General features: G+C 49.2%; 19 protein-coding genes. 2 read left to right on the top strand and 17 right to left on the bottom strand.

Features of this window, described 5'->3' with window-relative positions:
- Positions 1–96: 96 nt before the first annotated feature.
- From DESLBE_RS26475 to DESLBE_RS03125, 5 genes are all read right to left on the bottom strand, one after another.
- Entirely contained in the window at positions 97–255 is a 159-nt protein-coding gene (locus tag DESLBE_RS26475) for a hypothetical protein (RefSeq protein WP_172625359.1), read from the bottom strand.
- Positions 256–1,203: 948 nt separating this feature from the next.
- The gene (locus DESLBE_RS03140) at positions 1,204–1,434 is read right to left on the bottom strand and encodes a hypothetical protein (RefSeq protein WP_035213964.1); all 231 of its coding nucleotides are present in this window, start codon (positions 1,432–1,434) and stop codon (positions 1,204–1,206) included.
- A gap of 46 nt (positions 1,435–1,480) precedes the next feature.
- Positions 1,481–2,539 (bottom strand): serine hydrolase, encoded by a 1,059-nt coding sequence (locus tag DESLBE_RS03135; RefSeq protein ID WP_144675070.1) that lies wholly within the window; start codon positions 2,537–2,539, stop codon positions 1,481–1,483.
- Between the two features lie 143 nt (positions 2,540–2,682).
- Positions 2,683–3,501 (bottom strand): M23 family metallopeptidase, encoded by an 819-nt coding sequence (locus DESLBE_RS03130; RefSeq protein ID WP_144675068.1) that lies wholly within the window; start codon positions 3,499–3,501, stop codon positions 2,683–2,685.
- 59 nt (positions 3,502–3,560) lie between these two features.
- Positions 3,561–3,923: a LysM peptidoglycan-binding domain-containing protein gene (locus DESLBE_RS03125; RefSeq protein WP_144675066.1), complete on the bottom strand. Its 363-nt coding sequence runs from the start codon at positions 3,921–3,923 to the stop codon at positions 3,561–3,563.
- Between the two features lie 169 nt (positions 3,924–4,092).
- On the opposite strand from DESLBE_RS03125, the gene lexA reads away from it, so the two are divergent.
- Positions 4,093–4,707, top strand: a complete 615-nt coding sequence (gene lexA, locus DESLBE_RS03120; protein WP_011459777.1) for a transcriptional repressor LexA — start codon at positions 4,093–4,095, stop codon at positions 4,705–4,707.
- A 185-nt stretch (positions 4,708–4,892) separates the two neighbouring features.
- Complete coding sequence (locus DESLBE_RS03115) at positions 4,893–5,693, top strand: CPBP family intramembrane glutamic endopeptidase (RefSeq protein ID WP_144675064.1); 801 nt, start codon at positions 4,893–4,895, stop codon at positions 5,691–5,693.
- A gap of 92 nt (positions 5,694–5,785) precedes the next feature.
- Here the strand turns inward: DESLBE_RS03115 and DESLBE_RS03110 are convergent, their stop codons facing one another.
- The 12 genes from DESLBE_RS03110 to DESLBE_RS03050 all read right to left on the bottom strand — a co-directional run bounded on the left by DESLBE_RS03110 (position 5,786) and on the right by DESLBE_RS03050 (position 21,590).
- Positions 5,786–6,871 carry a D-alanine--D-alanine ligase gene (locus DESLBE_RS03110; protein ID WP_144675062.1) on the bottom strand — a complete coding sequence of 362 codons (1,086 nt, stop codon included), beginning with the start codon at positions 6,869–6,871 and terminating at the stop codon, positions 5,786–5,788.
- Between the two features lie 151 nt (positions 6,872–7,022).
- Positions 7,023–7,592, bottom strand: coding sequence for a signal peptidase I (lepB, locus tag DESLBE_RS03105; protein ID WP_005811571.1), 570 nt, complete (start codon positions 7,590–7,592; stop codon positions 7,023–7,025).
- 10 nt (positions 7,593–7,602) lie between these two features.
- Positions 7,603–8,865 carry a methionine gamma-lyase family protein gene (locus DESLBE_RS03100; protein WP_005811572.1) on the bottom strand — a complete coding sequence of 421 codons (1,263 nt, stop codon included), beginning with the start codon at positions 8,863–8,865 and terminating at the stop codon, positions 7,603–7,605.
- Between the two features lie 77 nt (positions 8,866–8,942).
- Positions 8,943–10,535, bottom strand: coding sequence for a GTPase HflX (gene hflX, locus DESLBE_RS03095; protein ID WP_011459781.1), 1,593 nt, complete (start codon positions 10,533–10,535; stop codon positions 8,943–8,945).
- A gap of 48 nt (positions 10,536–10,583) precedes the next feature.
- Positions 10,584–11,549, bottom strand: coding sequence for an AAA family ATPase (locus DESLBE_RS03090; RefSeq protein ID WP_005811577.1), 966 nt, complete (start codon positions 11,547–11,549; stop codon positions 10,584–10,586).
- A 67-nt stretch (positions 11,550–11,616) separates the two neighbouring features.
- Positions 11,617–13,449, bottom strand: a complete 1,833-nt coding sequence (gene typA / locus DESLBE_RS03085; protein ID WP_015944189.1) for a translational GTPase TypA — start codon at positions 13,447–13,449, stop codon at positions 11,617–11,619.
- Between the two features lie 871 nt (positions 13,450–14,320).
- Positions 14,321–14,572, bottom strand: coding sequence for an RNA chaperone Hfq (gene hfq, locus DESLBE_RS03075; RefSeq protein ID WP_005811582.1), 252 nt, complete (start codon positions 14,570–14,572; stop codon positions 14,321–14,323).
- A gap of 34 nt (positions 14,573–14,606) precedes the next feature.
- Positions 14,607–15,551 (bottom strand): tRNA (adenosine(37)-N6)-dimethylallyltransferase MiaA, encoded by a 945-nt coding sequence (miaA, locus tag DESLBE_RS03070; protein ID WP_144675060.1) that lies wholly within the window; start codon positions 15,549–15,551, stop codon positions 14,607–14,609.
- On the bottom strand, positions 15,548–16,387 hold the full coding sequence (locus DESLBE_RS03065; RefSeq protein WP_144675058.1) for a class I SAM-dependent methyltransferase: 840 nt from the start codon (positions 16,385–16,387) through the stop codon (positions 15,548–15,550). The genes miaA and DESLBE_RS03065 overlap by 4 nt, the downstream gene beginning before the upstream one ends.
- A gap of 12 nt (positions 16,388–16,399) precedes the next feature.
- Positions 16,400–18,592 carry a DNA mismatch repair endonuclease MutL gene (gene mutL / locus DESLBE_RS03060; protein ID WP_144675056.1) on the bottom strand — a complete coding sequence of 731 codons (2,193 nt, stop codon included), beginning with the start codon at positions 18,590–18,592 and terminating at the stop codon, positions 16,400–16,402.
- Positions 18,589–19,914 (bottom strand): histone deacetylase, encoded by a 1,326-nt coding sequence (locus DESLBE_RS03055; RefSeq protein WP_144675054.1) that lies wholly within the window; start codon positions 19,912–19,914, stop codon positions 18,589–18,591. The genes mutL and DESLBE_RS03055 overlap by 4 nt, the downstream gene beginning before the upstream one ends.
- Positions 19,911–21,590, bottom strand: a complete 1,680-nt coding sequence (locus DESLBE_RS03050; RefSeq protein WP_144675052.1) for a hydantoinase/oxoprolinase family protein — start codon at positions 21,588–21,590, stop codon at positions 19,911–19,913. The genes DESLBE_RS03055 and DESLBE_RS03050 overlap by 4 nt, the downstream gene beginning before the upstream one ends.
- Between the last annotated feature and the right edge of the window lie 8 nt (positions 21,591–21,598).

The following is a 21,598-nucleotide window of genomic DNA, read 5'->3' as shown; positions in this document are numbered from 1 at the left end:
ATGTAATACACACCCGGCCCCGGGGATCCCAGGCCGGGTTTTATTTTTGTAATACAAATTTCCCGGGGCCCAGCAGCTCCGGTGCCTCTTTTCGTATTACAGGGGTATCGGGGAGAATCCCCGCAAAATGAGCGTCAGCGAATTGTAGCCGACGAGATGTTTAGATGTGGAGCACCAGGCCCCCATTTCGGCGCAGTAAATTGCTCCCTGGGTGTCCTTGATGGGGTGGAGAGGGTTTGCTCCCACCGGCCCCATGCCCGTTCCCTCTGGTGCCCCTATACGTTCCTCAATCATAGGGTTAAAATTTGTTGTGAGCGCGCATAGCGATATTTTTTGTTCATAGAGACATGCAAGACCTAGCGAAGCGGAGAGGTGAGGGCGTGAGGTCCCCGGCACCTTCATGCACGCCGGGGGCACCGAAAAAGAACCAGGAATACCGCCGGAGCCGTGACCATCCCGGGGAAGATGCCTAGGAAAATACCGAGGATGCCTGAAAAAAAGATTTCCGAAAAGATTAATGAGGGGATAAAGATGGAAGTGAGGATATGGAGGATGATGTAATACAAAATCCGGAACCGGCCTGGCATCGCTGCAGGGTGATTGTATTACATTTCCATACTTAAATCCATCCGGCCCGAAATACCGCCCCAGAGAGGGGATGGATTTAGGTATCGTCCGATAAAATAAGGCATATAGCGTGGTCAGGATGCTATTTTGATGTTGGATGGATTGGGTTATAGGTGCTAGCATAATTACTTTACAAAACGTCAAATAAATCATATAATTAATTTAATAATTTTTGGGTCCTATTTTGGATATTCCTGTAAGGCTGTACATAATAAGTACAGAAAGGAATGATTCAAGATGGCACGACCTCCAAAAGATATCGATGAAAAGCATTTGCTGGAACTTTATAGAGCAGGTTATACAAGCCGGGAACTAGCAAAAAAATTTGGCATTTCTCATGCAAACAGTCATGAACCGCATTAATAAATATGGCTCTGTACAGGTATCAATATCTGTTAACAGAACTTTTCAAATGAGGTAGCATTATACCCTCCATGGGTATGCCGACAGCTTTACATAATATCTATTATAGGACCCAAAATAAAAAAAGAAAGACCCTTCCCTTAGCTGAGTTCCTGTCTGTCATTTGGGAAGGTCTTTAAATAAGCATAAATAAGCTATTGAGCTCAGAGTTAACTAATTGTCTTCGTTTTTAATTCTAAACGTTTTAACGGGATGTTTCGTTCTAATATCTTCAGTGTTGATTATAATTTCCTCGATTTCAATGCCCGCAAAGTCAGCTGTAGATTCTATACACTTACAGCAATTATCACAGGTTTTTTCGCTGTTTAATTCACAGCGGTCGCATTCACCGCATTCAGTACAGAGTCGATTCTCAAGGACACAAGATTCACCGTATTGTTTCATGATTCAGCACTCCCATGTTTAATAAACTGACCCTAGTCAGCTTAGACTACGGTACGAAAAATCCTGGTATATTATAAAACGCATCCGGACTGCTTAAAATATTTTTTAAGGCCGACCGTGTTCGTATCTTAGCCATTCCTTGGTCCAATAACTCAACAGTATCCGTATAACGCTGCTTACTGCCTAATAGGACCAATAAAAGGTCGCCGTCCTCGCTTGTGATATATGTTACAAGACACTGGCCGGCTTCGGTTGTGGTCCCTGTTTTAAGCCCTTGATCTCCCGGATAAATACCTAAAAGTTGATTCGTATTGGAGATTTCCCGGACCTGCTTCCAACCGTTGGCATCGGTCCATTCTACAGATGCCTTTTTTTGATTGATATAATCCATGAGCACAGGGGTTTCCGTTACCTTTGCAGCAATAATGGCTAAATCTTTGGCAGTAGTATATTGATCTTCTGCCGGCATACCATCGGCTGTTTTAAACTGACTATCCTTACAACCAAGTTCAGCGGCATAACTGTTCATGGCCTGAATAAACTGCTCCTTAGTGCCATAAGCTGCCACAGCTAAGGCATTAGCGGCGTCATTGGCACTGTATACATACATTGCCGTAAACAAGTCCTTGACAAGTATCTTATCCCCAGGCTTAAAGCCAAGAACAGAGCCTTCCACCTTAACTTCCTCTCCTAAGGTAATGAGCTCATCCGCTTGAAGCTTTTCATGAACAAGAAGCCCGGTTAAAAGTTTTACTGTGCTGGCAGGCGCCCGGTGTGTATCCCCGTTTTTCTCCAGAAGCCTCTCCCCTGTTTGTAAATTAAGCATAAGATAACTGGAGTCTTCAGGAGGCGTAAATTGATTAGCATCCACTTGACTCTGGGATGTCTTGGTCAGGTTGAGGTTGCTCTTTCCGGCACCTTTGTCAAGAGATGCCCCTTTATCCGGGTTCTCTTGACCGTTTAAGAGATTAGAACTTAGAGTATGAAGGGTACTCGCTAAACCCGTTCGATCCAACAAACCTGGAAAAAAGGTTAAAACGATTGCCGCTGTCGCAATCATCGTTAAAAACGTAAGGAAAACTCTTTTCCTTGATTTTTTACTCATATCTTGCCTTCTTTATAAGATGATAAGATGTACTGGACAATATCGACCTCTCTATATAATAATGAATTTTAACCCTAAGGGCAAGACCATCATGAAATTACCAACCAATTGGCAATTTGGTTGGTAATAGGGTTGTTCTGCTTCTAACTCTGACTTTGCTGCCAGATATATAGGAACGGATAAGGATTCACCCACTCGCCATTAGGAAGTTCAATACCAAAGTGCAGATGATCCGGAGTTGTCAGAGCATCCCCCGTATGTCCCAATGTCCCCAAAAAATCCCCTTTCCTAACCTCTTGGCCTTCCCGGAGTTGAGGGTTTATAGCCTTTAGATGAGCATAGTAATAATAGTTGCCATCTTCTCCCCTAACCCCTACCCGTTCTCCGCCAAGGCGATTCCAACCCAGCTTCTCAACTTTGCCGTTGCCAACACTGATAATGGGAATGCCTTCTGCGCCAAAAATGTCCGTTCCCTCATGTCTGCGTGCTCCACCCTCCCGGTCTGCCCCAAAGGTATCCATGTACCAGACCTGACCCATCACCGGAAAAGCAAAACGGCCCGGCTCATAAAAGGGATAAGTTAAAAGAATCTGCCGCCTCTCAAGGATTTGTTGAACAACATCTTCACTGATTTGGATTTCCGTGTTTTTCCAAACAATGTCTTGAAGCCCTATGCCCTGTTGGAGCTGTTGGATGAGGTAATGCTCTTCATCTATTTCAACGGTGCTTCGTATAGCTAATAAATCCGCCCAAGCTGCAGAGGAAATCCCCTCCCCTTCTTTCTGACATTGCAGCACAAGTTCAGCAGACAAATTCGTGAGATAAGGATAGATATCAGCAGAGATCTTGGGCGGCTTATGGATGCCCTTCCAGGCAACTGCGCTGATCAGAATGACCACAAGCAGCTTCAGGAACAAAGTCCAGTGCTTTTGTCTCGGTTTAAGGCCTTTGCGCATCCTCATTCATCTCTCCCCTCTCTACAATGCATAATATGGGGGGAAAGGTCGGATTAGAAGTATAACTAAGGCTGATTCTTTAAGATTGGAGTATAAATCACTTGACCGGTTTGTATGGTAGTATCTGTGAGCTGATTGTATTCCATAATTTTAAGAACAAGCGTACGGGTATCGATTTGCAGGTCGGAGTTCTCAGCCAAGGACCAAAGAGTGTCCCCGGATTGAACGATTTGCGGCTGGAAAGCAAGGTCCTCTACCCTGCTGTTTGCCTGGCTCCAGTCCCAGAAGAACCAGCCCATACTGCCAAAGACCATGAGGAAAAGCAGCATATAAGAACACAGCTGCCTTTGCAGTTGTTTCATTCGATAATTCCGATAGCTTCTATAATGGCCTCTGTAGTTCCGGACGGAAGAAGAACAAGCACTCATATTAATCCCCCTCTATGTTCCCGTTAAACCAAATAAATGCGAACATAAGTTCCTGAAAACAGTATAAAGGAGACCAGGAAGATTCGTCAATACTTTTTCGAACATTTGTTTGCACAGAAGAATATTTAATGCTAAAATAGGTTTAGAACATATGAAAGGGGGAAATTGGGTGTATCCAGATTTATCACAGAGACAGACCGATATCTTGGAGTATATTAAACGGGTTATTCGAGAAAAGGGTTATCCCCCCTCTGTCCGCGAAATAGGCGACGCCGTTGGCTTGATGTCCAGTTCCACTGTTCACGGGCATTTGCAGACCATTGAGGAAAAGGGGTACATACGTCGCGATCCCACCAAACCTCGAGCCATTGAGATATTAGACAGTTCCAGTGATGCTAATGAGAAAAAGACTGTTTTTGTCCCCATCATTGGCAAAGTAACCGCCGGGCAGCCTATTTTAGCCCAGGAGAATATCGAAGATACGTTCCCGCTTCCTGTTGATGTGGTTAACTCAGATACAGTGTTCATGCTGAGAGTCAAAGGCGAAAGTATGATTGATGCGGGAATTATGGATGGGGATCTTATTTTAGTACGCCAGCAAAAAGTAGCCCGTAATGGCGAGATCGTCGTGGCCATGATTGATGAAGAAGCTACGGTAAAACGGTTCTACAAGGAAAAAACACTGATTCGCCTGCAACCTGAAAACCCTTATATGGAGCCTATCTACTCTCAGGATGTCACTATCTTGGGCAAAGTTATTGGGGTATTTCGTATTTTACACTGATTTATAAACTACAGGGACAGCAAAAGCAGACCTCCATTCCACACTGATGTGGGTGGATGTCTGCTTTTTTATTATGAAAGTACAATGACAGGCAGGATTTTTATGGTAGAATGGATTTATTAAATTTATATTTGTGCGGAGCGAACTTTGCAATGGCAGCAAGGGAACTGTGAGGTTAAGAAATCATGATAGACAAAAAAATCATCATACAATTTACGACGCTGACATTTTGCATAGCCTATCTTGTATCAGGCGCTTTGATTGCACTTGGGCAATTCGGATATTCGGTTCACAATTGGGTTCACTCGTTACAGCAATTTGGGATGAATATTCCTTTTGCAATCTATATTTTGTCGCCCGCTATTGCTTCATATATCGTTCTCAAGAAAAATAACAAAATAGCAGATTTTAAGGAATGGTTGAAAACTGTTTTTTACGCCAAAAATAACATCTCTCTCTATTTGTTCGTTGTTGCCGGGCTTGCACTCTATTTTTTGACACATCTTGCAGTTTCAGGCGGCACGGCAATGGTGCTGCCATTTTATATGTTCTTCCTTTCCCTGCCTGGTAATCTTATTATCGGCGGCTTGGAGGAAGCTGGCTGGATGTACGTATTGCAGCCTGAGCTTGACAAAAAATATGGCTTTGTTCTATCTTCTCTTTTGGTTGGCATCATTTGGATTTTATGGCATATCCCTCTCTTCTTCATTCCGGGGACGAATCACGGTGAGGGCCTCATTAACTTTTGGATGTTTGCAGTTCAACTCATGGCCTTTCGGTTTTTCAACGGGGCAATCTACAAAATATCCGGAAAAGGCCGTGTGTTTATGTGCGTATTATTCCACACCATGTTCAATGCGGCATCTCCCCTCTTTGGCACCATGACGATGACTTGGGCGGGAACAATTGCCGCAAATGCTGTGATTGTTCTTGTTTCAATGGTAACTGTTGTGATATACGACCAAAAGAGCAGGCGAATAGTATAAGCATTTTCTTCATTGATAAAGTATAAAAGTCTAAACAAAAAAAGCCCTGAACTCCGCTGACTAAACGGCTTTCAGGGCTGTATACCGATATACTAACGGGATATTTTCCGGGAACGGCTGTCTCTGAAGCGTTGGAAGCCCAGCTCGATCAAGCGGGTGATCAATTCGGTGTAAGGGATGCCGCTGGCTTCCCAAAGCTTGGGGTACATAGAGATCTGAGTGAACCCCGGCATGGTATTGATTTCGTTGATGTAGATCTGACTGCCCTCCGTGACGAAGAAATCCACCCGGCTTAAGCCGCAGGCTTCGACGGCTTTGAAAGCGGCAACAGCCTTTTCCTGCAAACTCCTGACGACCTCGGGAGCCAAAGGAGCGGGAATCACCAGCTGAGAGCCGGTGTCGATGTACTTGGCTTCATAATCATAAAAATCCTTGGCGGGAAGAATCTCTCCCGGGATACTGGCTTGGGCATCCTCATTGCCCAGGACACTCAACTCAATTTCGCGTCCCACGATATTTTGCTCTACGACCAGTTTGCGATCGTACTCCGCAGCAAGCTGGAGGGCTTGGATGAGCTCCTCCCTGTTCCGTGCTTTGGAAATGCCTACGCTGGAGCCTAAATTGGCAGGCTTGACGAAACAAGGATAACCCAGCGAATGTTCGATATTATCAAGCAGCTGCTCCATTGATTTCTGGAGCATGGTTCTAAGTACGGTGAGATAAGGGGCTTGGGGCAGGCCCGCTTCGGTAAAAACTGCTTTCATACGGTCTTTATCCATACCCAGAGCGGAGCCGAGAACTCCGGAGCCGGCGTAAGGAATATTGGCCATTTCAAACAAGCCCTGGATGGTCCCATCCTCTCCGAAGGGTCCGTGAAGAACGGGGAAAATCAAAGCAAACTTCCCATCTTGAGGAAGGGAACTGCCGTCTAAGGCGATAAAGCGGGGGTTCGTAGGATCGTGGGCAAGAATGACAGGAATACCCTCCAGGGTGGGGTCCTGCTGCCATTGTTCAGGACGTATTCCCCAGTGCCATTGGCCGTTTTTGGCAATGCCAATCGTCTCTATCTCATATTTTTCTTGATCGATGGCCTTAAGTACAGAACTGGCAGAGTTCAGGGAAACCTCATGTTCTCCGGATTGACCTCCGAAGAGAATAATAATCTTTTGCCGTGTCATTGGCGTACCCATCCTCTCTATTCTATTTTAGAAAATAGCCCAGAAAACCTGAAAACAGTGCTTAGGTGTGTACGGATGTACATAAAGCTGCACAAGCCAAGCAACAGGTTTACTCTATACTATATGCACAGGGGTGAAAAGGCTGCCTAAATCAATCGATTGTTCCAATATGGTTAAGCGGCCAATAACGAAATAACGTCATCCCGGAGATGTTTTCAATCGGCAGAAAACCCCATTCCCGGGAATCGGCACTGCTGTTGCGATTATCTCCCATAACAAAAACGGAACCTTCCGGAACGACCAAAGGCTCAAGATTTTTAATTTGAGGCTCCATAACGTAAGGCTCTTCCACTTCCTGGCCATTGATATAGGTCTTATGATCCTTGATCTCAATGGTATCTCCCGGCAAAGCAATCAAACGTTTGATAAAATCGTCGGAAGAGTGGGCGCTGGAAGGCGGATGAAAAACAATAATATCCCCTCGTTCAAAATCACCAAAATGCTTAAAAAAGAACTTATCGACAATAATCCGGTCCTGAAGCTGAATCGTCGGCAGCATAGAGCCGGTGGGGACTAATCTGGCCTCCAGCACAAAGGTGCGAATGACCCAGGACAAGGCAAAGGCAATAATCACAATCTCGATGACTTCAATAATAGTTTTAAACATACTCTTCGCTTTTACTTTGATATCTTGTTCGTTGATATCCTGTTCGTTTCCCATGGTGTGCACCTCACTTTAGTAATCCCTGTTCCCAAAGTTTTTGAGCCGCTAATAGATTCCCAAACTTAATATAATTCATGGAAACCCCGCCCTGCTGATAAGCAATAAAGGGGTCACGCATGGGGCCGTCCGCGGAGAATTCGCTGGTCGCACCTTGGATAAAGGTTCCCCCGGCCATAATGACTTCATCTTCATACCCCGGCATTCCCGACGGAATGGGCAGGACATGGCTGTCAACAGGCGAACCCTTCTGGAAGCCCTGACAAAAAGCAATCATCGCCTCCCGGGAATTGAGTTTAACAGCTTGAATCAGATCCGTCCGCAGGGCATCGGGAAGAGGATTGACTTCGAACCCTAAGGCCTGCCAAAAGGCAGCGGAAAAAATCGCTCCCCGAATCGCCTCACTTACGGTCAAAGGACTGAAGAACAGTCCTTGGAAGAACTGCAGCTGCCAGCTGAGGGTCGCTCCCACCTCGCCGCCAATCCCCGGAGCAGTTAAGCGGCAGGCGGCTTTCTCAACAAGCTCTTGTCTGCCGGCAATATATCCTCCTGTGGGAGCTAAACTTCCCCCCAGGTTTTTAATCAGGGATCCCGCCATGAGGTCGGCTCCCACATCCCCGGGTTCACATTTTTCCACAAGCTCACCGTAACAATTATCCACAAAAATAATCAGATGAGGAAAATGCTCCCGGACATAAGCCACAAAGGCGGCGATTTGCTCCATAGGAAGGGAATTGCGCCAGGCATAGCCCCGGGAACGCTGAAGAATAAGCATTTTTGTGTTGGGCTTTATCCCTTGACTTACCAGAGAATGCTGAATAGTTCCTTCTTCACTGAGAGGAACCGAGTCATAAGATACCCCAAAATCCTTAAGGCTCCCCTGCCCTGTTCCCCGGATGCCAATCACCTCTTCCAGTGTATCATAAGGATCTCCCGTAACGGAAATAAAATGATCACCAGGCCGGAGAACACCGAATAAAGCTGTGGCAATGGCATGGGTTCCCGATACAAATTGTCCCCGCACCAAAGCAGCTTCCGTGCCCAGGATGCGGGCCATCACCCGGTCCAGAGTTTCTCTGCCGCTGTCCCCCAGGCCATAGCCTGTGGTGCCCTGTAAATGATAGGTGCTTACCCTTTCTTCCTGAAAGGCTGCCAGGACTTTGGCATGATTGTATTCGGCAATATCAAGAATAGGCTTTTCCTGCAGCGTTAAAAGCTGCTCGGCCTGATTTTTCGCCTCGAGAATTTTGCTGGGCAGATGATCCAAAAACAATGATGAAACCTCCTCGCTGTATCCATCTTCCTTTACCTCCCACTCCACTGCCTTGCCGACTGAAGTCTGTCACTGCACTAGAGAAGTTCAAGAACTTTATTCCAGACAGGAGTCAGTGAAGTGTTGGCAATAAGGGACATCGGTATGGGATGAGACAGCTCCTGAGCCAAGCGGCTTAAATCAGAAGGATGATCCAGCTGATCGATTTTATTCAGTAAGGTAAGACGTGGTTTATGATGGCACTCCAGCTGCTCCAGAATCTTATGAACCGTATCGGCGCGCTCCAGAGCTCTGGGGTGGCTGGCATCCAGGACATGAATTAAAACATCGGCATTCTGCACCTCTTCCAGAGTAGCGAGAAAGGCGTGGAGAAGTTGATGAGGCAATTTCTGAATAAAACCTACCGTATCACTAAGCAATATCTCCGTCCTTTGATCGAGGCGTATCCCGCGCACGATGGGATCAAGGGTGGCAAAGAGCTTGTCCTCTCCCTTAACACTCTCCCCCTTGGAACGGGTCTGCTCCATGGCTTTTTGCAAAAAGGTGGTCTTCCCCGCATTGGTATAACCGACTAAAGCGATGAGGGGGATGCCGCTTTTTTCTCTTTGCCGCCGCTGGGTCGTACGGGTTTTGCGGATTTCACCCAGTTCATTTTCCAAGAGATTAATTTTCTTTCTTACCCGCCGCTTATCCATTTCCAGTTTGGATTCTCCGGGGCCGCGGGTTCCCACTCCCCCGCCCAGCCGGGAAAGGCTGAGTCCCTGACCGGTTAAACGGGGCAGCAGATGCTTAAGCTGGGCCAATTCCACCTGAAGCTTACCTTCTCTTGATTTGGCCCGCTGGGCAAAGATATCCAGGATCAAGGTGGTGCGGTCCAGCACCTTAACTCCGGTAGCCTGCTCCAGAGTCCGCAGTTGTACGGGCAAAAGCTCATCGTCACAGATCAGAACATTGGCGCCGCTGTTTTGCAAGTGTTGGGTCATCTCCTGCAGCTTGCCCTTGCCCAGGTAACTCACCGGGCTCCCGTACCGTTTGGGCTGAAGAAGCTGCCCCACCACCTCAACACCTGAAGAGTGAGCAAGTTCAGTCAGTTCGGTCAGCAGCTCAAGTCCCAGCTCCTCTTCCTCCAGAGCGACCAGAAAGGCCTTCTCCTGTTCCGAGACCTTGAGGCTTGGGCTGGCAGGGCGCGAGCGATAATCGTTGACTGCCCCGTCGTAAGAAAAATTCACAAATTCCTTAGGGTTTAGGGCCAGGATTTGATAGTCTGAATCTCCTGAAAAGGCGATTTCAACTCCGGTAATCTGCCCATTGCTGACCCCGATACTGCTCATGCTTTCCAGCCCGGCAGAACTCAGGGCGCTCAGATCCATAGGACTGAGCTGAGGATTGCCGCTGGGATGGGTATGGAGACAGCGCAAACGCCCCGCTTGCCGGGCTGGCAGAGGGGGCAGTTTAACTGCTGCATGCTGTCCGATGGCCACAGCAATGACCATTCCCGAGCGATTGATATAAAGAGCAATTTCTTTATTCCAAAGGCTGGTCAGACGACAGATTCCCATTAATAAATCATCATGGATAAGCTCCGGACGATCCGTCCGGAGCGAAGTCAAATCCTTGAGTTCTTTGAGCTGGGTTCCGCGGATCCCAGAGATATCACCCAAAATATCCATTTGAACCTCCGCTGTATATGTCACTGTCCAGTAAGGACTCGGCTTCTTTCATTTCAAGTCATCGTCATCCAGATTTAAATCACAGGGCAGAATCCCCATGAGTTCTTCCCGGGATGAGGTGGGTTTGGCATAGAGCCGTACGGCTTGTTTGCGAATAGCTTTCTCAACCATATTGCGCACTAAACGGGCATTGCCTGCATACGGATGGGAATTCAGCACTCCCTGCAGCATAAACCGGAAAACATCACGGGCTTCAGCGGTGAACTGATATTGGCGTGTTTTGAGCATGGAATCGCCGATACTCAGCAGCTCTTCAATGGAATAGTCGGGAAAATCAATATGGATGGGAAAGCGGGATCTTAAGCCGGGATTGGTTTGTAAAAACCATTCCATCTCGTGTTTATAACCGGCCAGGATCAGAATAAGATCAGTCTTATGATCCTCCATAGCCTTCACCAAGGCATCGATGGCTTCCTTGCCAAAATCCTTTTCCCCGCCCCGGGCTAAAGAATAGGCTTCGTCGATAAAGAGAATCCCTCCCAAAGCCTTTTTAACCATATCCCGGGTCTTTTGCGCCGTGTGACCTATGTATTCCCCCACTAAGTCCGCTCTCTCACACTCAATAATATGCCCTTTTTGCAGAACTTCCATTTCTTTAAAAAGTCTGCCGATTAAACGGGCCACCGTGGTTTTGCCTGTTCCCGGATTGCCCCGGAAAATCATATGGAGAACCAAGGGCTCCGCCACTAATTTTTCCCGTGTCCGTCTCTTTTGAATCTCTATGTAAGCCTGAATCTCGTGGATGAGACGTTTGACTGTGCTTAAGCCCACGAGGGCATTGAGTTCAGCGATAATCTCAGCCATGGTACCGTTTTCCGATGAATGATGAGCTGCCTTGCGTCCACGGGATAATTCAGAAGATGAATCCACGATGGCCGCATTTCTCTCAGTCCGTGGTGTTTGGACGATCGGAGCCTGATTCTTTTCACTCGGAAAGGTAATGCGTATTCCCATAAGATGTGACACCTCCCGTCTTTACTACTATACGCAGCAAGACGGGAAAGGTGTCTTAATTATTAGCTCATTTTGCGCTGTTGGAAGCCAGGGATTTGGCATAGCGGACACGGGCATTTTTGTCGAGGTGCTTTTTCCGCAAGCGAACGCTCTTTGGTGTGATCTCCACCAACTCATCATCATCAATATATTCCAGGGCCTGCTCCAAGGTAAAGACTTTGGCTTTCTCCAAACGAAGGGCTTCCTCAGAGTTGCTGGCACGCATATTGGTGACATGTTTTTTTCTGGCCACATTGACTTCGATGTCCTGTTCCCGGTTGCTTTCCCCCACAATCATGCCTTCATAAATCTTGGTACCGGGGTCAATAAAGATGATGCCCCGTTCTTGAGCGGAATGCAGCCCATAGGTTGTCGCCTCGCCGGTCTCAAACGCGATCAAAACCCCCCGGCTTCTGCCCGGTATTTCGCCTTTATAGGGCTCATAACCGTGGAAAACATGGCTCATGATCCCTTCGCCCCGGGTTTCGGTCAGGAAATCCCCCCGAAAGCCGATCAGCCCCCGGGCGGGAACTTTGAATTCCACCCGTATCTGGGTCTGGGAAATATGGGCCATATTGATCATTTCCGCTTTCCGTTTCCCCAGCAATTCAATGACTGTACCCATAGCGGTTTCCGGAATATCACAGATAAGATACTCAATCGGTTCACATTTCTCCCCGTCAATCATCTTATAGATCACCTCGGGCTTGGAAACCTGAAGCTCATAGCCTTCCCGGCGCATATTCTCAATTAGAATGGATAAATGGAGCTCCCCCCGGCCGGATACCTTGAAGGAATCGGCGGAGTCCGTTTCTTCCACACGAAGGCTCACATTGGTCTCGATCTCTTTGAATAAGCGCTCCCTTAATTTGCGGGAGGTCACAAATTCCCCTTCCAGTCCGGCAAAAGGGCTGTTGTTAACAATAAAATTCATATTCAAAGTGGGTTCATCCACTTCAATCACCGGCAGTGCTTCCGGATTATTGGCATCGGCTACGGTTTCCCCGATATTGGCAGTGGTCAAGCCGGTAAGGGCCACGATTTCTCCAGCCTCTGCCTCGGGCACATCGATACGTTTCAACCCTTCATAGGTATAGACTTTGCCGATTTTGGCCCGCTCCAAAACACCATCCCGTTTGATCAGGGCGATATTCTCTCCTTGGCGGACCTTGCCCCGGACAATGCGCCCGATCACAATCTTGCCTACATAGTCGTCATAATCAAGGGTGGTAACCAGGAGCTGCAGAGGGGCTTCCACATCCACACTGGGCGCGGGAATATGCTCCAGCACCACACTGAAAAGAGGCTCCAGGCTATCGGTAAGCTGGTCGGGATCCAGTCCGGCCAACCCATCCCGGGCCGAAGCGTAGACCACGGGGAAATCCAGTTGCTCCTCATCGGCACCTAATTCGATAAATAAATCCAGGACCTCGTCCACCACTTCAGCAGGACGGGCATCAGGACGGTCAATCTTATTAATCACCACGATGGGAACAAGCTTCAGCTCTAAAGCTTTTCTTAACACAAAGCGTGTTTGGGGCATGGGCCCTTCAAAGGAATCCACAATCAGGAGCACCCCGTTCACCATCTTCAAGACCCGTTCCACTTCACCGCCAAAATCGGCGTGACCCGGTGTATCCACAATATTGATTTTTGTATCCAACCAATTGACCGCTGTATTCTTGGAGAGAATGGTAATCCCTCTCTCCCGTTCCAGGTCATTGGAGTCCATAACCCGCTCCATAACATTTTGATTGGCGCGGAAGGTTCCGCTTTGTCTGAGCATTGCATCAACTAGGGTTGTTTTGCCGTGGTCAACGTGAGCGATGATGGCGATATTACGAATATTCATTGATTTCATTAAGAATTTCCCTTTCATGAGTAAATTACACTATCCTTAAATATACCATGCCTTTATTATCTCTACAATAAATTATTTTTAGTTATATTTTCCGCGTTAGGGTGAAGTTAAATGAAAAAAGGTCTGAAAGCTCGGGGCTCTGGGCCGAGTCTCCAGGATTTTGCTTTACTACCGGTCGCTCAATAAGCTGCACGGACAAAACTAACGCTTAAGCTCTCCGCTCCGAAAGGTCCCCCGCCAAATCGCTCCTGCTCAATGGCGGGTTGGAAACATCCTGTTTCCAACCTTTCTCCGCTGCGTGCTTTTCGCGAAGTTTTGTTTCCGCTCGCTTAATTCGCTCCCTTGTGTAAAGCAAAATCCTTGGGCTGCTTTGCGGGAGTGAGCAGGCGAGGCATTGTAGGAGATGTCGGGGAAGATCGCCTGACCTGAGCCGCTTTTTCCGTCTTTACCGACGCCGCTTAAGCGGCAAGGTCGGCTGCCCTGAGAAAGGCTATGAGGGCTAAGAAAAGCCCTTAAGCTAAATCCAGGAAGTCCTCACAAGAGGCTCAGATCCCCAGGGAAAAACTGAAAGAAACCCTCAAGACGTAGCTTTACGTACAAAAGCGGACGGATTTAGCGGAGGGGCGGTCAGGTCAACGAGGCTTTCTTAACGTAGCGGAGCCATGGTTCACATGCAGAATGCAGCGGGGTTTGGCGGGAGCTGTTAAGAAAGCGAGTGGACCAGTCCCGGAGCTATGGAGTTCGCGTTGTGCGTAAAGCTACGCGACCCGGACAACGTTTTGTCCCCCAACGGGTGCCGCTTAACCCGCCCGCAAACCTGAAACACGAAAAAAGCCTGATGGGAATCAGGCTTTGTATATTGACCTTATTCTTAACGTTCCTCTGCCGAGGCCTGGGAAGCAGCGACCAAATTAATAGGACGAAGCGGCATGACGGTCGAAATAGCATGTTTGTAGACCATTTGCTGTTTACCTTCGAATTCAATGACCACTGTAAAATTATCAAATCCGCGGACCAGACCTTTTAATTGAAAGCCATTCACTAAGTAAATCGTGACCGGCATATTCTCTTTTCGGACTTGGTTTAAAAAGGTATCCTGTAAATTGATGGGCGCTTTATTCATTTTTTTCCCTCCACCACCATCTATTTCTATTTTCCTATTCTACACGACTTTCCATCCCACTGCAAGTGCCAATCAAAGATTCAAGTATATTTGTCAAATTCCCGCTGTAAGTATCATACCAAACCACTCGCGGATCCCTGCGGAACCAAGTGAGCTGACGTTTGGCGAAATGCCGGGTATCCCTTTGAAAAATTCTCATCATCTCCGGAAGGGTCACCTTACCGTAAAGATAGAGTAAAGCGTGCCGGTAACCAATGCTTTGCAAAGGCTTAAGCTTTGGAGAATAGCCTTCTTTGATTAAATTGTGGGTTTCCTCGATCAGCCCCGCGGCCACCATCTGTTCACAACGGCGATTGATGCGCTCATAAATGATTTCCCTTGGTGCAGTAAGTCCCACATAGAGGGTTGAAGGCGGCAAAGGCGGATAATTCAAATCTTGGTTGCCGCGGGTTTCGGAAAAGGGCTTACCGGTTAATTGGCACATTTCCAGGGCCCGGATAATCCGGACCGTATCATTGGGGTGGAGACGCTGGGCACTGAGAGGATCCCTTTTGGCCAGCTCCTGGTGCAGAGCCTCTTTCCCTTGTTCAGAGAGGAAGGCGGTCCAGAAGCTGCGGATAGACTCTGAGCCGTGTTCGGCAAATTGGAAAGGGTCGATTAAAGAGCGGATGTAAAGACCTGTCCCGCCGACAACAATCGGCACCTTGCCCCGGCTTTGGATATCCTGGATAGCTTGATTGGCTAAAGTCTGGAACTGAGCCACTGTGAAAGATTCCGCCGGATCTAAAGCATCCAGCAGATAATGGGGTATATTGCCTTGTTCGGCCAAAGTTGGCTTGGCTGACCCGATATCCAGTTTACGATAGACCTGAACGGAGTCCCCGGAGATAATCTCACCCTGGAGAGCTTGGGCAAGGGCAACCCCAAGAGCTGTCTTGCCTACGGCTGTAGGTCCTACAATGATGATCAAGGGTTTCATGAACCGGCTCCTTCTTTGTGGATTATCCCATAGTCTACATGACTATAGTTCCCCCCTTCTTGAATCTCAAACCCTAAGCGGCTGAATTCCCGGCTGGCTTTCCGCTCTTTCAGCACCACCCGTCTTTTGGCTACACGGCAGGCCTCGGCAATAGTTTCACCCTGCAAGGAGCAGGAGTTGGCCACCTCATGCAAAGGACGGATGGAGGCGCTTTTTTCCCGGGTGTGGCGAAACATGGGGTCAAAGTAAACCACGTCGGCAAAGGCTGCAGGATAGCCGGCCAGCAGCTCAAGATGATCTCCCCACAGAACCTCGATGCGCTGTGCCGCTTCAGCTAAGACCTGCCAGGCTTTGGCCTTGTCCGGGTTTTGGACACGGGGACAATCCCCTTGAGCCAGGGTCCTTAACCCATCTTTCACCAGAGCCGCTAAAATGGGCGAGTGTTCGATGCCCATGACCTTGCCCTGAGCCCCCACTTGAGCAGCAGCGACCAATGCATCCGTTCCTAGACCTAAGGTAGCATCTAAAAAGACATCCCCTGCCCGGAGGTCAACTGCCTCCAGAAACCGATCCCCTTCTCCTCTGAGGATTTGCATAACCCGCAGCAAGGCCATACTGGGATGAAAGTGCAAGGGATGGTCCCCCGCTTCCAGATAAATTCCTTTGCGGGTAATGTGGAGAATCGGATAAGGCGGCTCCTCAGCTCCCCCGGCCAGAGACTTCGGGGAAGAAGTCAGTAAGGTAATGCCGGGTTGTTCAGAAAACCAAAGGGACTTTTTCTGCAAATCCGCATCCCTGGGATGGGTGATGTTAACGATGACCGTCGCGTGGTTCATTGTCTGCTGCTCCTAACTACGATAAAAGCGGTGTTCCAGCTCTTCTTTAGTGAGTTGAATCATGGTGGGCCGGCCATGGGGACAGGTATAGGGATTCAGGGTCTTGCTCAATTGAACGATCAACTGCTCCATTTCAAACAGGGTCAGGTTCTCTTTGGCCTTAATGGATGCTTTGCAGGCCAGCATATAGATCCACTCCTCCAATAATTTATCCATAGTGGGGGGAATGTGGTTGAGCATGACCTGGTCGAGAAAGTCCCGCAGAAGCTGCTCCCCCTGGTAAGGGCCGCTATAGGCCGGGATGCCGCGCAGGAGATAGGTTCGGGTCCCAAAGTGCTCAAGGATGAACCCCATCTCGTTGAGCAGCAGAAAATGCTCCAGCAAAGCCTCTTCTTCCCCAGGTGTAAATTCCATGGTCAGAGGAATCAAGAGCATTTGGCTGTTGCCGGGATTGTTTTGGTGCTCTGCCAGCAGGCGTTCGTAATTAATGCGCTCATGGGCGGCATGCTGGTCGAAGATGACAAGCTGCTCCCCATCTGTTGCCATTATATAGGTATTAAAAACCTGCCCGATGGGCCGCAAGGCCAAAAGAGGACTTTGCTCCTTGATTTCATCGGTGATTTCGGTAATTTCATTGATTTCATGGTTCTCTTCGGCAACAGATAGCTCCAACTCAGCGGTTGACCCTGCCCCCACCTCTTCTTCAGCCAAAGGGGCATCAGCCCTCCCCAAAGTATCAGCTCCTGAAATATCGGTTCCCGAAATATTCGCCCCTAAAAAAATATCCGAATCCAAGGAAAGATCAAGTTCTAACCTATCAGCTTTCAGAGGGGTGACTTGGAAAGGTTCCTGAGACTCAAGAAGGATTTTCTGCTCATTAATCGGCGGCGCTTCCTGGGGATTTAAGTTCTTGATAGGGAACTTTGCTGTCTCAGCAAACCCATGTGCATTAAGTTTATGGCCTGCCTTAAATTCATTGCCTGCATTTAACTCACGATCCCTTTGCGAAGCAGAAAGCCCATTTGCAGGCCCCAAGGGAGAGTAACTGGAGTGTTTATAAGGTATGGGGATAGTTTTGCCCTGAGACGGGCTGTGAGGGCTTTTAGGGGCGAAATTGAGGGCGGCCTGAACCGGCCTGTCAGCCTTGTCAGCGCTGGGGAGGGATTCTTTAGGGGATGGAGTGTTCTTGACCTTGACAAAGGGGGCGATGGGACGGGCCTGGAGAAGGGTCCTGCGAACTCCCTCGGCAATAAACTCCATAAGCTCTTTCTCTTTGTGAAAGCGGATTTCCATTTTGGTAGGATGAACATTAACATCGTATTCATGGGGCGGGATATGCAGTTTCAGGATGGTGATGGGATAAAGCTTAGCGGGAATCAAGGTATGATACCCTTCGGAAATGGCACGGCTGATGCTGTTGGAACGAATAATCCGCTCATTGACGATCAGGGTCTCCCCTTGTTTGGTGGAACGAACCAGATCCGGCGGACTGATATACCCCTCCAGCCGCCAATCTCCCTGAGAGCAGGACAGGGGCAGGAGGCGGCGGGCCGTGGCCTGGCCAAGAACTGCCCCGATGCTCTCCAGCAGATTTCCTTTGCCCGGAGTTTGCAGGACAAGGACTTTGGGATGCTTCAGGGTGAAGGAAACATCAGGCCGGGCCAAAGAAAGCCGCCCGATGACATCGGAGATTTGGCCAAATTCCGTGTTTTTGGATTTCAGGAATTTCCGCCGGGCGGGCGTATTATAAAACAAATCATCGACGGTAATGGTGGTCCCCGGCGGACAGCCAGTTTCGGAGAACTCCAGCTGTTCCCCACCCTGAATCCGCAATACCCTCCCGGAAATTTCCTCAGGGGGACGGCTGATGATTTCCAGCCTGGAGACAGAGGCAATGCTGGGTAAAGCTTCCCCGCGGAAACCCAGGGTGTGCAAACGGTTCAAATCATCAATGGTGCGAATTTTGCTGGTGGCATGGCGGAGGACGGTCAGGGGCAGATCCTCGGCGGATATGCCCTGGCCGTTATCCTGGACCCTGATCCTTTCCACTCCGCTTCCCTCAATGATCACTTCGATTTGAGTAGCCTGGGCATCCAGAGCGTTTTCAATCAGCTCCTTAACCACGGAAACAGGGCGCTCCACCACTTCGCCGGCGGCGATTTGATTGGCGGCTTGTATATCAAGGATGTGGATTTTAGCGGTCAAAAATGAGTTACCCCCTTATCCAGATGCCAGAGTTCAACCTTATTGTGCTGTTGATCCTGGAGCAATACAGATGTTTTGCGCCCGATCAGATACTCCCATAAATCATAGCCCGCCTGGGTGCATTGCTCACAAGCGGCAAAAGGAATCCGCACTAAAGCGAAAGTATTGCCGGTTACGGTATGCTGGCTTTCAATGAGCACCGTTCCCCCGCAATGGCTGCACTGGCGGATCCAGTCTTTACGCCCCTCCTGGAAGCCCTCCGTATCATAATATACGGAATGAGGAATGTAAACCCATTTTCCTTCGGGAAGAAAGCTGTCGCTGCGGATGTTCCAGTCCGGTTTGGCCCGGCGGTATTGCTCTTTCAGCTCCTTAAGGAAGCCCCGGAAGGCATTGGAGCCGCTGTGGGGATGACGGGGCTTTTGAGGCTCGATCACTCCCTGATAGTCTTCTCCCGCCAGGGCCAGAACAATGGCCAGATTCACATAGGGCAGAGCTCCTTCAATGGAGTAGCCCCCTTCCAGGACGGCTAAATCCGGATTGAGCAGCTCGGTAATTCGTCCATAACCCCGGGCTGTCACGCTCATGGAAGCTAAAGGATCTGTAAAGTGGTTATCCTGACCGGCTGAATTAATGATCAGATCCGGTTGGAAATCATAAATCCGGGGAAGAACCCAGCTTTCCAGGACATGGTGAAGATCTTCATCTCCCGTACCGGGAGGCAGAGGAATATCCAAGGTGGTCTCCCAGGCATTGGGTCCCCCTTTCTCGTAGATAAAGCCGCTGCCGGGATAGAGAGTCCGTCCGTCCTGATGAATAGAGACAAAGAGGACATTGGGATCATGATAGAAGATATCCTGAGTGCCGTCCCCGTGATGAACATCCGTATCCACGATGGCCACTTTTTTGATCCCATGGAAGGTGCGGAGATGATTGATCAGGATCGCTTCGTTGTTCAGGGTGCAGAACCCCCGATTGCCTAAAACCGTAGCCCCGGAGTGGTGTCCCGGCGGGCGCACCAGAGCAAAGCCATTATGGATCTCCTTTTTGGCCCAGGCCTCACCCAGAACCAGGGAACTTCCGGCGGCGATCAAATGAGCGTCCAAATCATGGCTTTCCGGGGCGGGAAAAATCCCTTGGGTCCGCTGAACATCTTTCAGCGAAGCAAGACCCGGAGCATAGTGTTTGATCTGGGGTAAATCCATAACCCCTTCTTCAAACAATTGTTCCTGGGTATAAAGAAGCCTTTCTTCCCGTTCCGGGTGAGTATCTCCTAAAGACCAGTCAAACGCAGGGAAAAACAGTAATCCTGTGTTCTTCATACCTCAAGCCTCCCAACCACTCCCGGGGGAACCACTACAGAACCCCGGATTATTTGACCAACGGTTGCGTAACCTTTAACAACTGGGAAAAAATCAAAAGGCTGAGTCTTAAACTCCAGTTCATGGAGATTCAAGCCAATGGTCCGGGCCCGCTCCCGGGCAATCTCCTGCAGGAATTCCTGAACCTCCTTATGAGGGCGTTTGGAACCCAGCCATTCCCTCTGTTCTCCGAATTCCTCAATCCGGTAAGAGCGGATGGTTGTATCCAAATGCAGGGTGCAGGATAAGGTTGGCCGGGCTAAGGCCGCACCGATGGCATTGGAGACATCGGCATGCTGGGTAAAGCGCACAGGCAAGTGGACTTTATCCTCCAGGGAAGGAGCGATACCCCGGGCACTGCCCCCGCTGACCCAGATATAGAAATCCTTGGCACTATGAGGATGGAGAACCTCCCACACCTTATAGGCGGGTTCCTCCTGCCATTCCTTATGCAAGAGGGAAAAGGCGTTGGCCACCTCTTCCGCAAACTTCTCCAGAATTTTCAGGGCTAATCCCTGAAGAGCCTGAGGATTCCGGGCCTCAGGGGAAAGCAGGGATGCTAAACCTTCTTCCGCACGGGCATAATCCCCATGCTCCACCCGTTTTAAATAGCGCATGGCATCGGTGGGGGTGGGGTATTCTCCCCCCAAACAATAGGCCGGGCCCTGGCGATAAGGAGCAAGGGTAAAGCCTTCCGGCACATCAGGTGCAGGCAGCACCGCAGAATCTCCGCCTACAGGGATGGAGCGGGTGGCCAAAGTGGGGATCAAAGTCAGAAAAGGACCAATCCGGGCACCCTGGGCACTGAGAAGGGGTTCCCCCGATAGAATCAGGCCGATATCTGTAGTCGTTCCGCCGATATCCACCACCACAAACGACTGCTGGGGATCCGTTTGGGCCAAGGCGCCAATGACGCTGGCGGCGGGACCGGAATTGATGGATTCCACCGGACGGAGCTGATCGATGGGCAAAATGCCCCCATCCGCTTTCAGGACGGTAATCCCAGCCTTTGAACCGTTTTTCGCCACAGCCTGATGCAACTGGGAGGCGAAGGTTTTATAGAGATTTTTGCTGGCAGTATTGAGATAGGTGGTGAGACTGCGGCGATAAAAATTAGCATGCCCCCATTCGCAGCCCAAAGCAATGTCCAGCTGGGGATATTTTTTGCTCAAAAACTGAGCCAAAGCATCTTCCAGAACCCGGTTCCGGTGGGAAAACTTGCTGACAATGGCCGCCTGGGGGACGGCTTCAAAATCCAGCTGGTTGCAAAGCCGCCGCCATTCCAGCTCATCCGGAGGAGATACTTCCCTGCCCCGATAGTCGATTTCACCCATGAAGGCATGATAAGGCACCGGCCAGGGCAGAGCGTCCAGCCTCATCCCGGAGCCGGGAAAGAGAAACAGCTCGATGGGGGGTAATTTGTTTTCCAGAATGGCATTGGTCACCAAAGTAGTACTGACTGTAATCTGCTCAACAGGCTGTTTAAAGACATCGAGATGTTCCAGAGCATGGAGCAGGGTGTCCAATAAATTATCGTGTTGAGTGGGGACTTTCGTTTTTTTGATTAGGTTGTTTTTGTGAATAAGTACCCCATCAGTAAACGTCCCTCCGACGTCAATTCCAACTTGGTATGACATAATTGCCC

This window comes from Desulfitobacterium sp. LBE (genome assembly GCF_007830365.1).
GTDB lineage: Bacteria > Bacillota > Desulfitobacteriia > Desulfitobacteriales > Desulfitobacteriaceae > Desulfitobacterium > Desulfitobacterium hafniense.
This window is presented reverse-complemented; position numbering and strand designations above follow the sequence as displayed.

What these genes read in the sequence shown, in the direction of transcription:
- DESLBE_RS26475 (WP_172625359.1), bottom strand. Translation starts at nt 255, where the DNA reads ATGGGGCCGGTGGGAGCAAACCCTCTCCACCCCATCAAGGACACCCAG.
- DESLBE_RS03140 (WP_035213964.1), bottom strand. Translation starts at nt 1,434, where the DNA reads ATGAAACAATACGGTGAATCTTGTGTCCTTGAGAATCGACTCTGTACT.
- DESLBE_RS03135 (WP_144675070.1), bottom strand. Translation starts at nt 2,539, where the DNA reads ATGAGTAAAAAATCAAGGAAAAGAGTTTTCCTTACGTTTTTAACGATG.
- DESLBE_RS03130 (WP_144675068.1), bottom strand. Translation starts at nt 3,501, where the DNA reads ATGAGGATGCGCAAAGGCCTTAAACCGAGACAAAAGCACTGGACTTTG.
- DESLBE_RS03125 (WP_144675066.1), bottom strand. Translation starts at nt 3,923, where the DNA reads ATGAGTGCTTGTTCTTCTTCCGTCCGGAACTACAGAGGCCATTATAGA.
- DESLBE_RS03115 (WP_144675064.1), top strand. Translation starts at nt 4,893, where the DNA reads ATGATAGACAAAAAAATCATCATACAATTTACGACGCTGACATTTTGC.
- DESLBE_RS03110 (WP_144675062.1), bottom strand. Translation starts at nt 6,871, where the DNA reads ATGACACGGCAAAAGATTATTATTCTCTTCGGAGGTCAATCCGGAGAA.
- lepB (WP_005811571.1), bottom strand. Translation starts at nt 7,592, where the DNA reads ATGGGAAACGAACAGGATATCAACGAACAAGATATCAAAGTAAAAGCG.
- hflX (WP_011459781.1), bottom strand. Translation starts at nt 10,535, where the DNA reads ATGGATATTTTGGGTGATATCTCTGGGATCCGCGGAACCCAGCTCAAA.
- DESLBE_RS03090 (WP_005811577.1), bottom strand. Translation starts at nt 11,549, where the DNA reads ATGGGAATACGCATTACCTTTCCGAGTGAAAAGAATCAGGCTCCGATC.
- typA (WP_015944189.1), bottom strand. Translation starts at nt 13,449, where the DNA reads ATGAAATCAATGAATATTCGTAATATCGCCATCATCGCTCACGTTGAC.
- hfq (WP_005811582.1), bottom strand. Translation starts at nt 14,572, where the DNA reads ATGAATAAAGCGCCCATCAATTTACAGGATACCTTTTTAAACCAAGTC.
- miaA (WP_144675060.1), bottom strand. Translation starts at nt 15,551, where the DNA reads ATGAAACCCTTGATCATCATTGTAGGACCTACAGCCGTAGGCAAGACA.
- DESLBE_RS03065 (WP_144675058.1), bottom strand. Translation starts at nt 16,387, where the DNA reads ATGAACCACGCGACGGTCATCGTTAACATCACCCATCCCAGGGATGCG.
- DESLBE_RS03055 (WP_144675054.1), bottom strand. Translation starts at nt 19,914, where the DNA reads ATGAAGAACACAGGATTACTGTTTTTCCCTGCGTTTGACTGGTCTTTA.
- DESLBE_RS03050 (WP_144675052.1), bottom strand. Translation starts at nt 21,590, where the DNA reads ATGTCATACCAAGTTGGAATTGACGTCGGAGGGACGTTTACTGATGGG.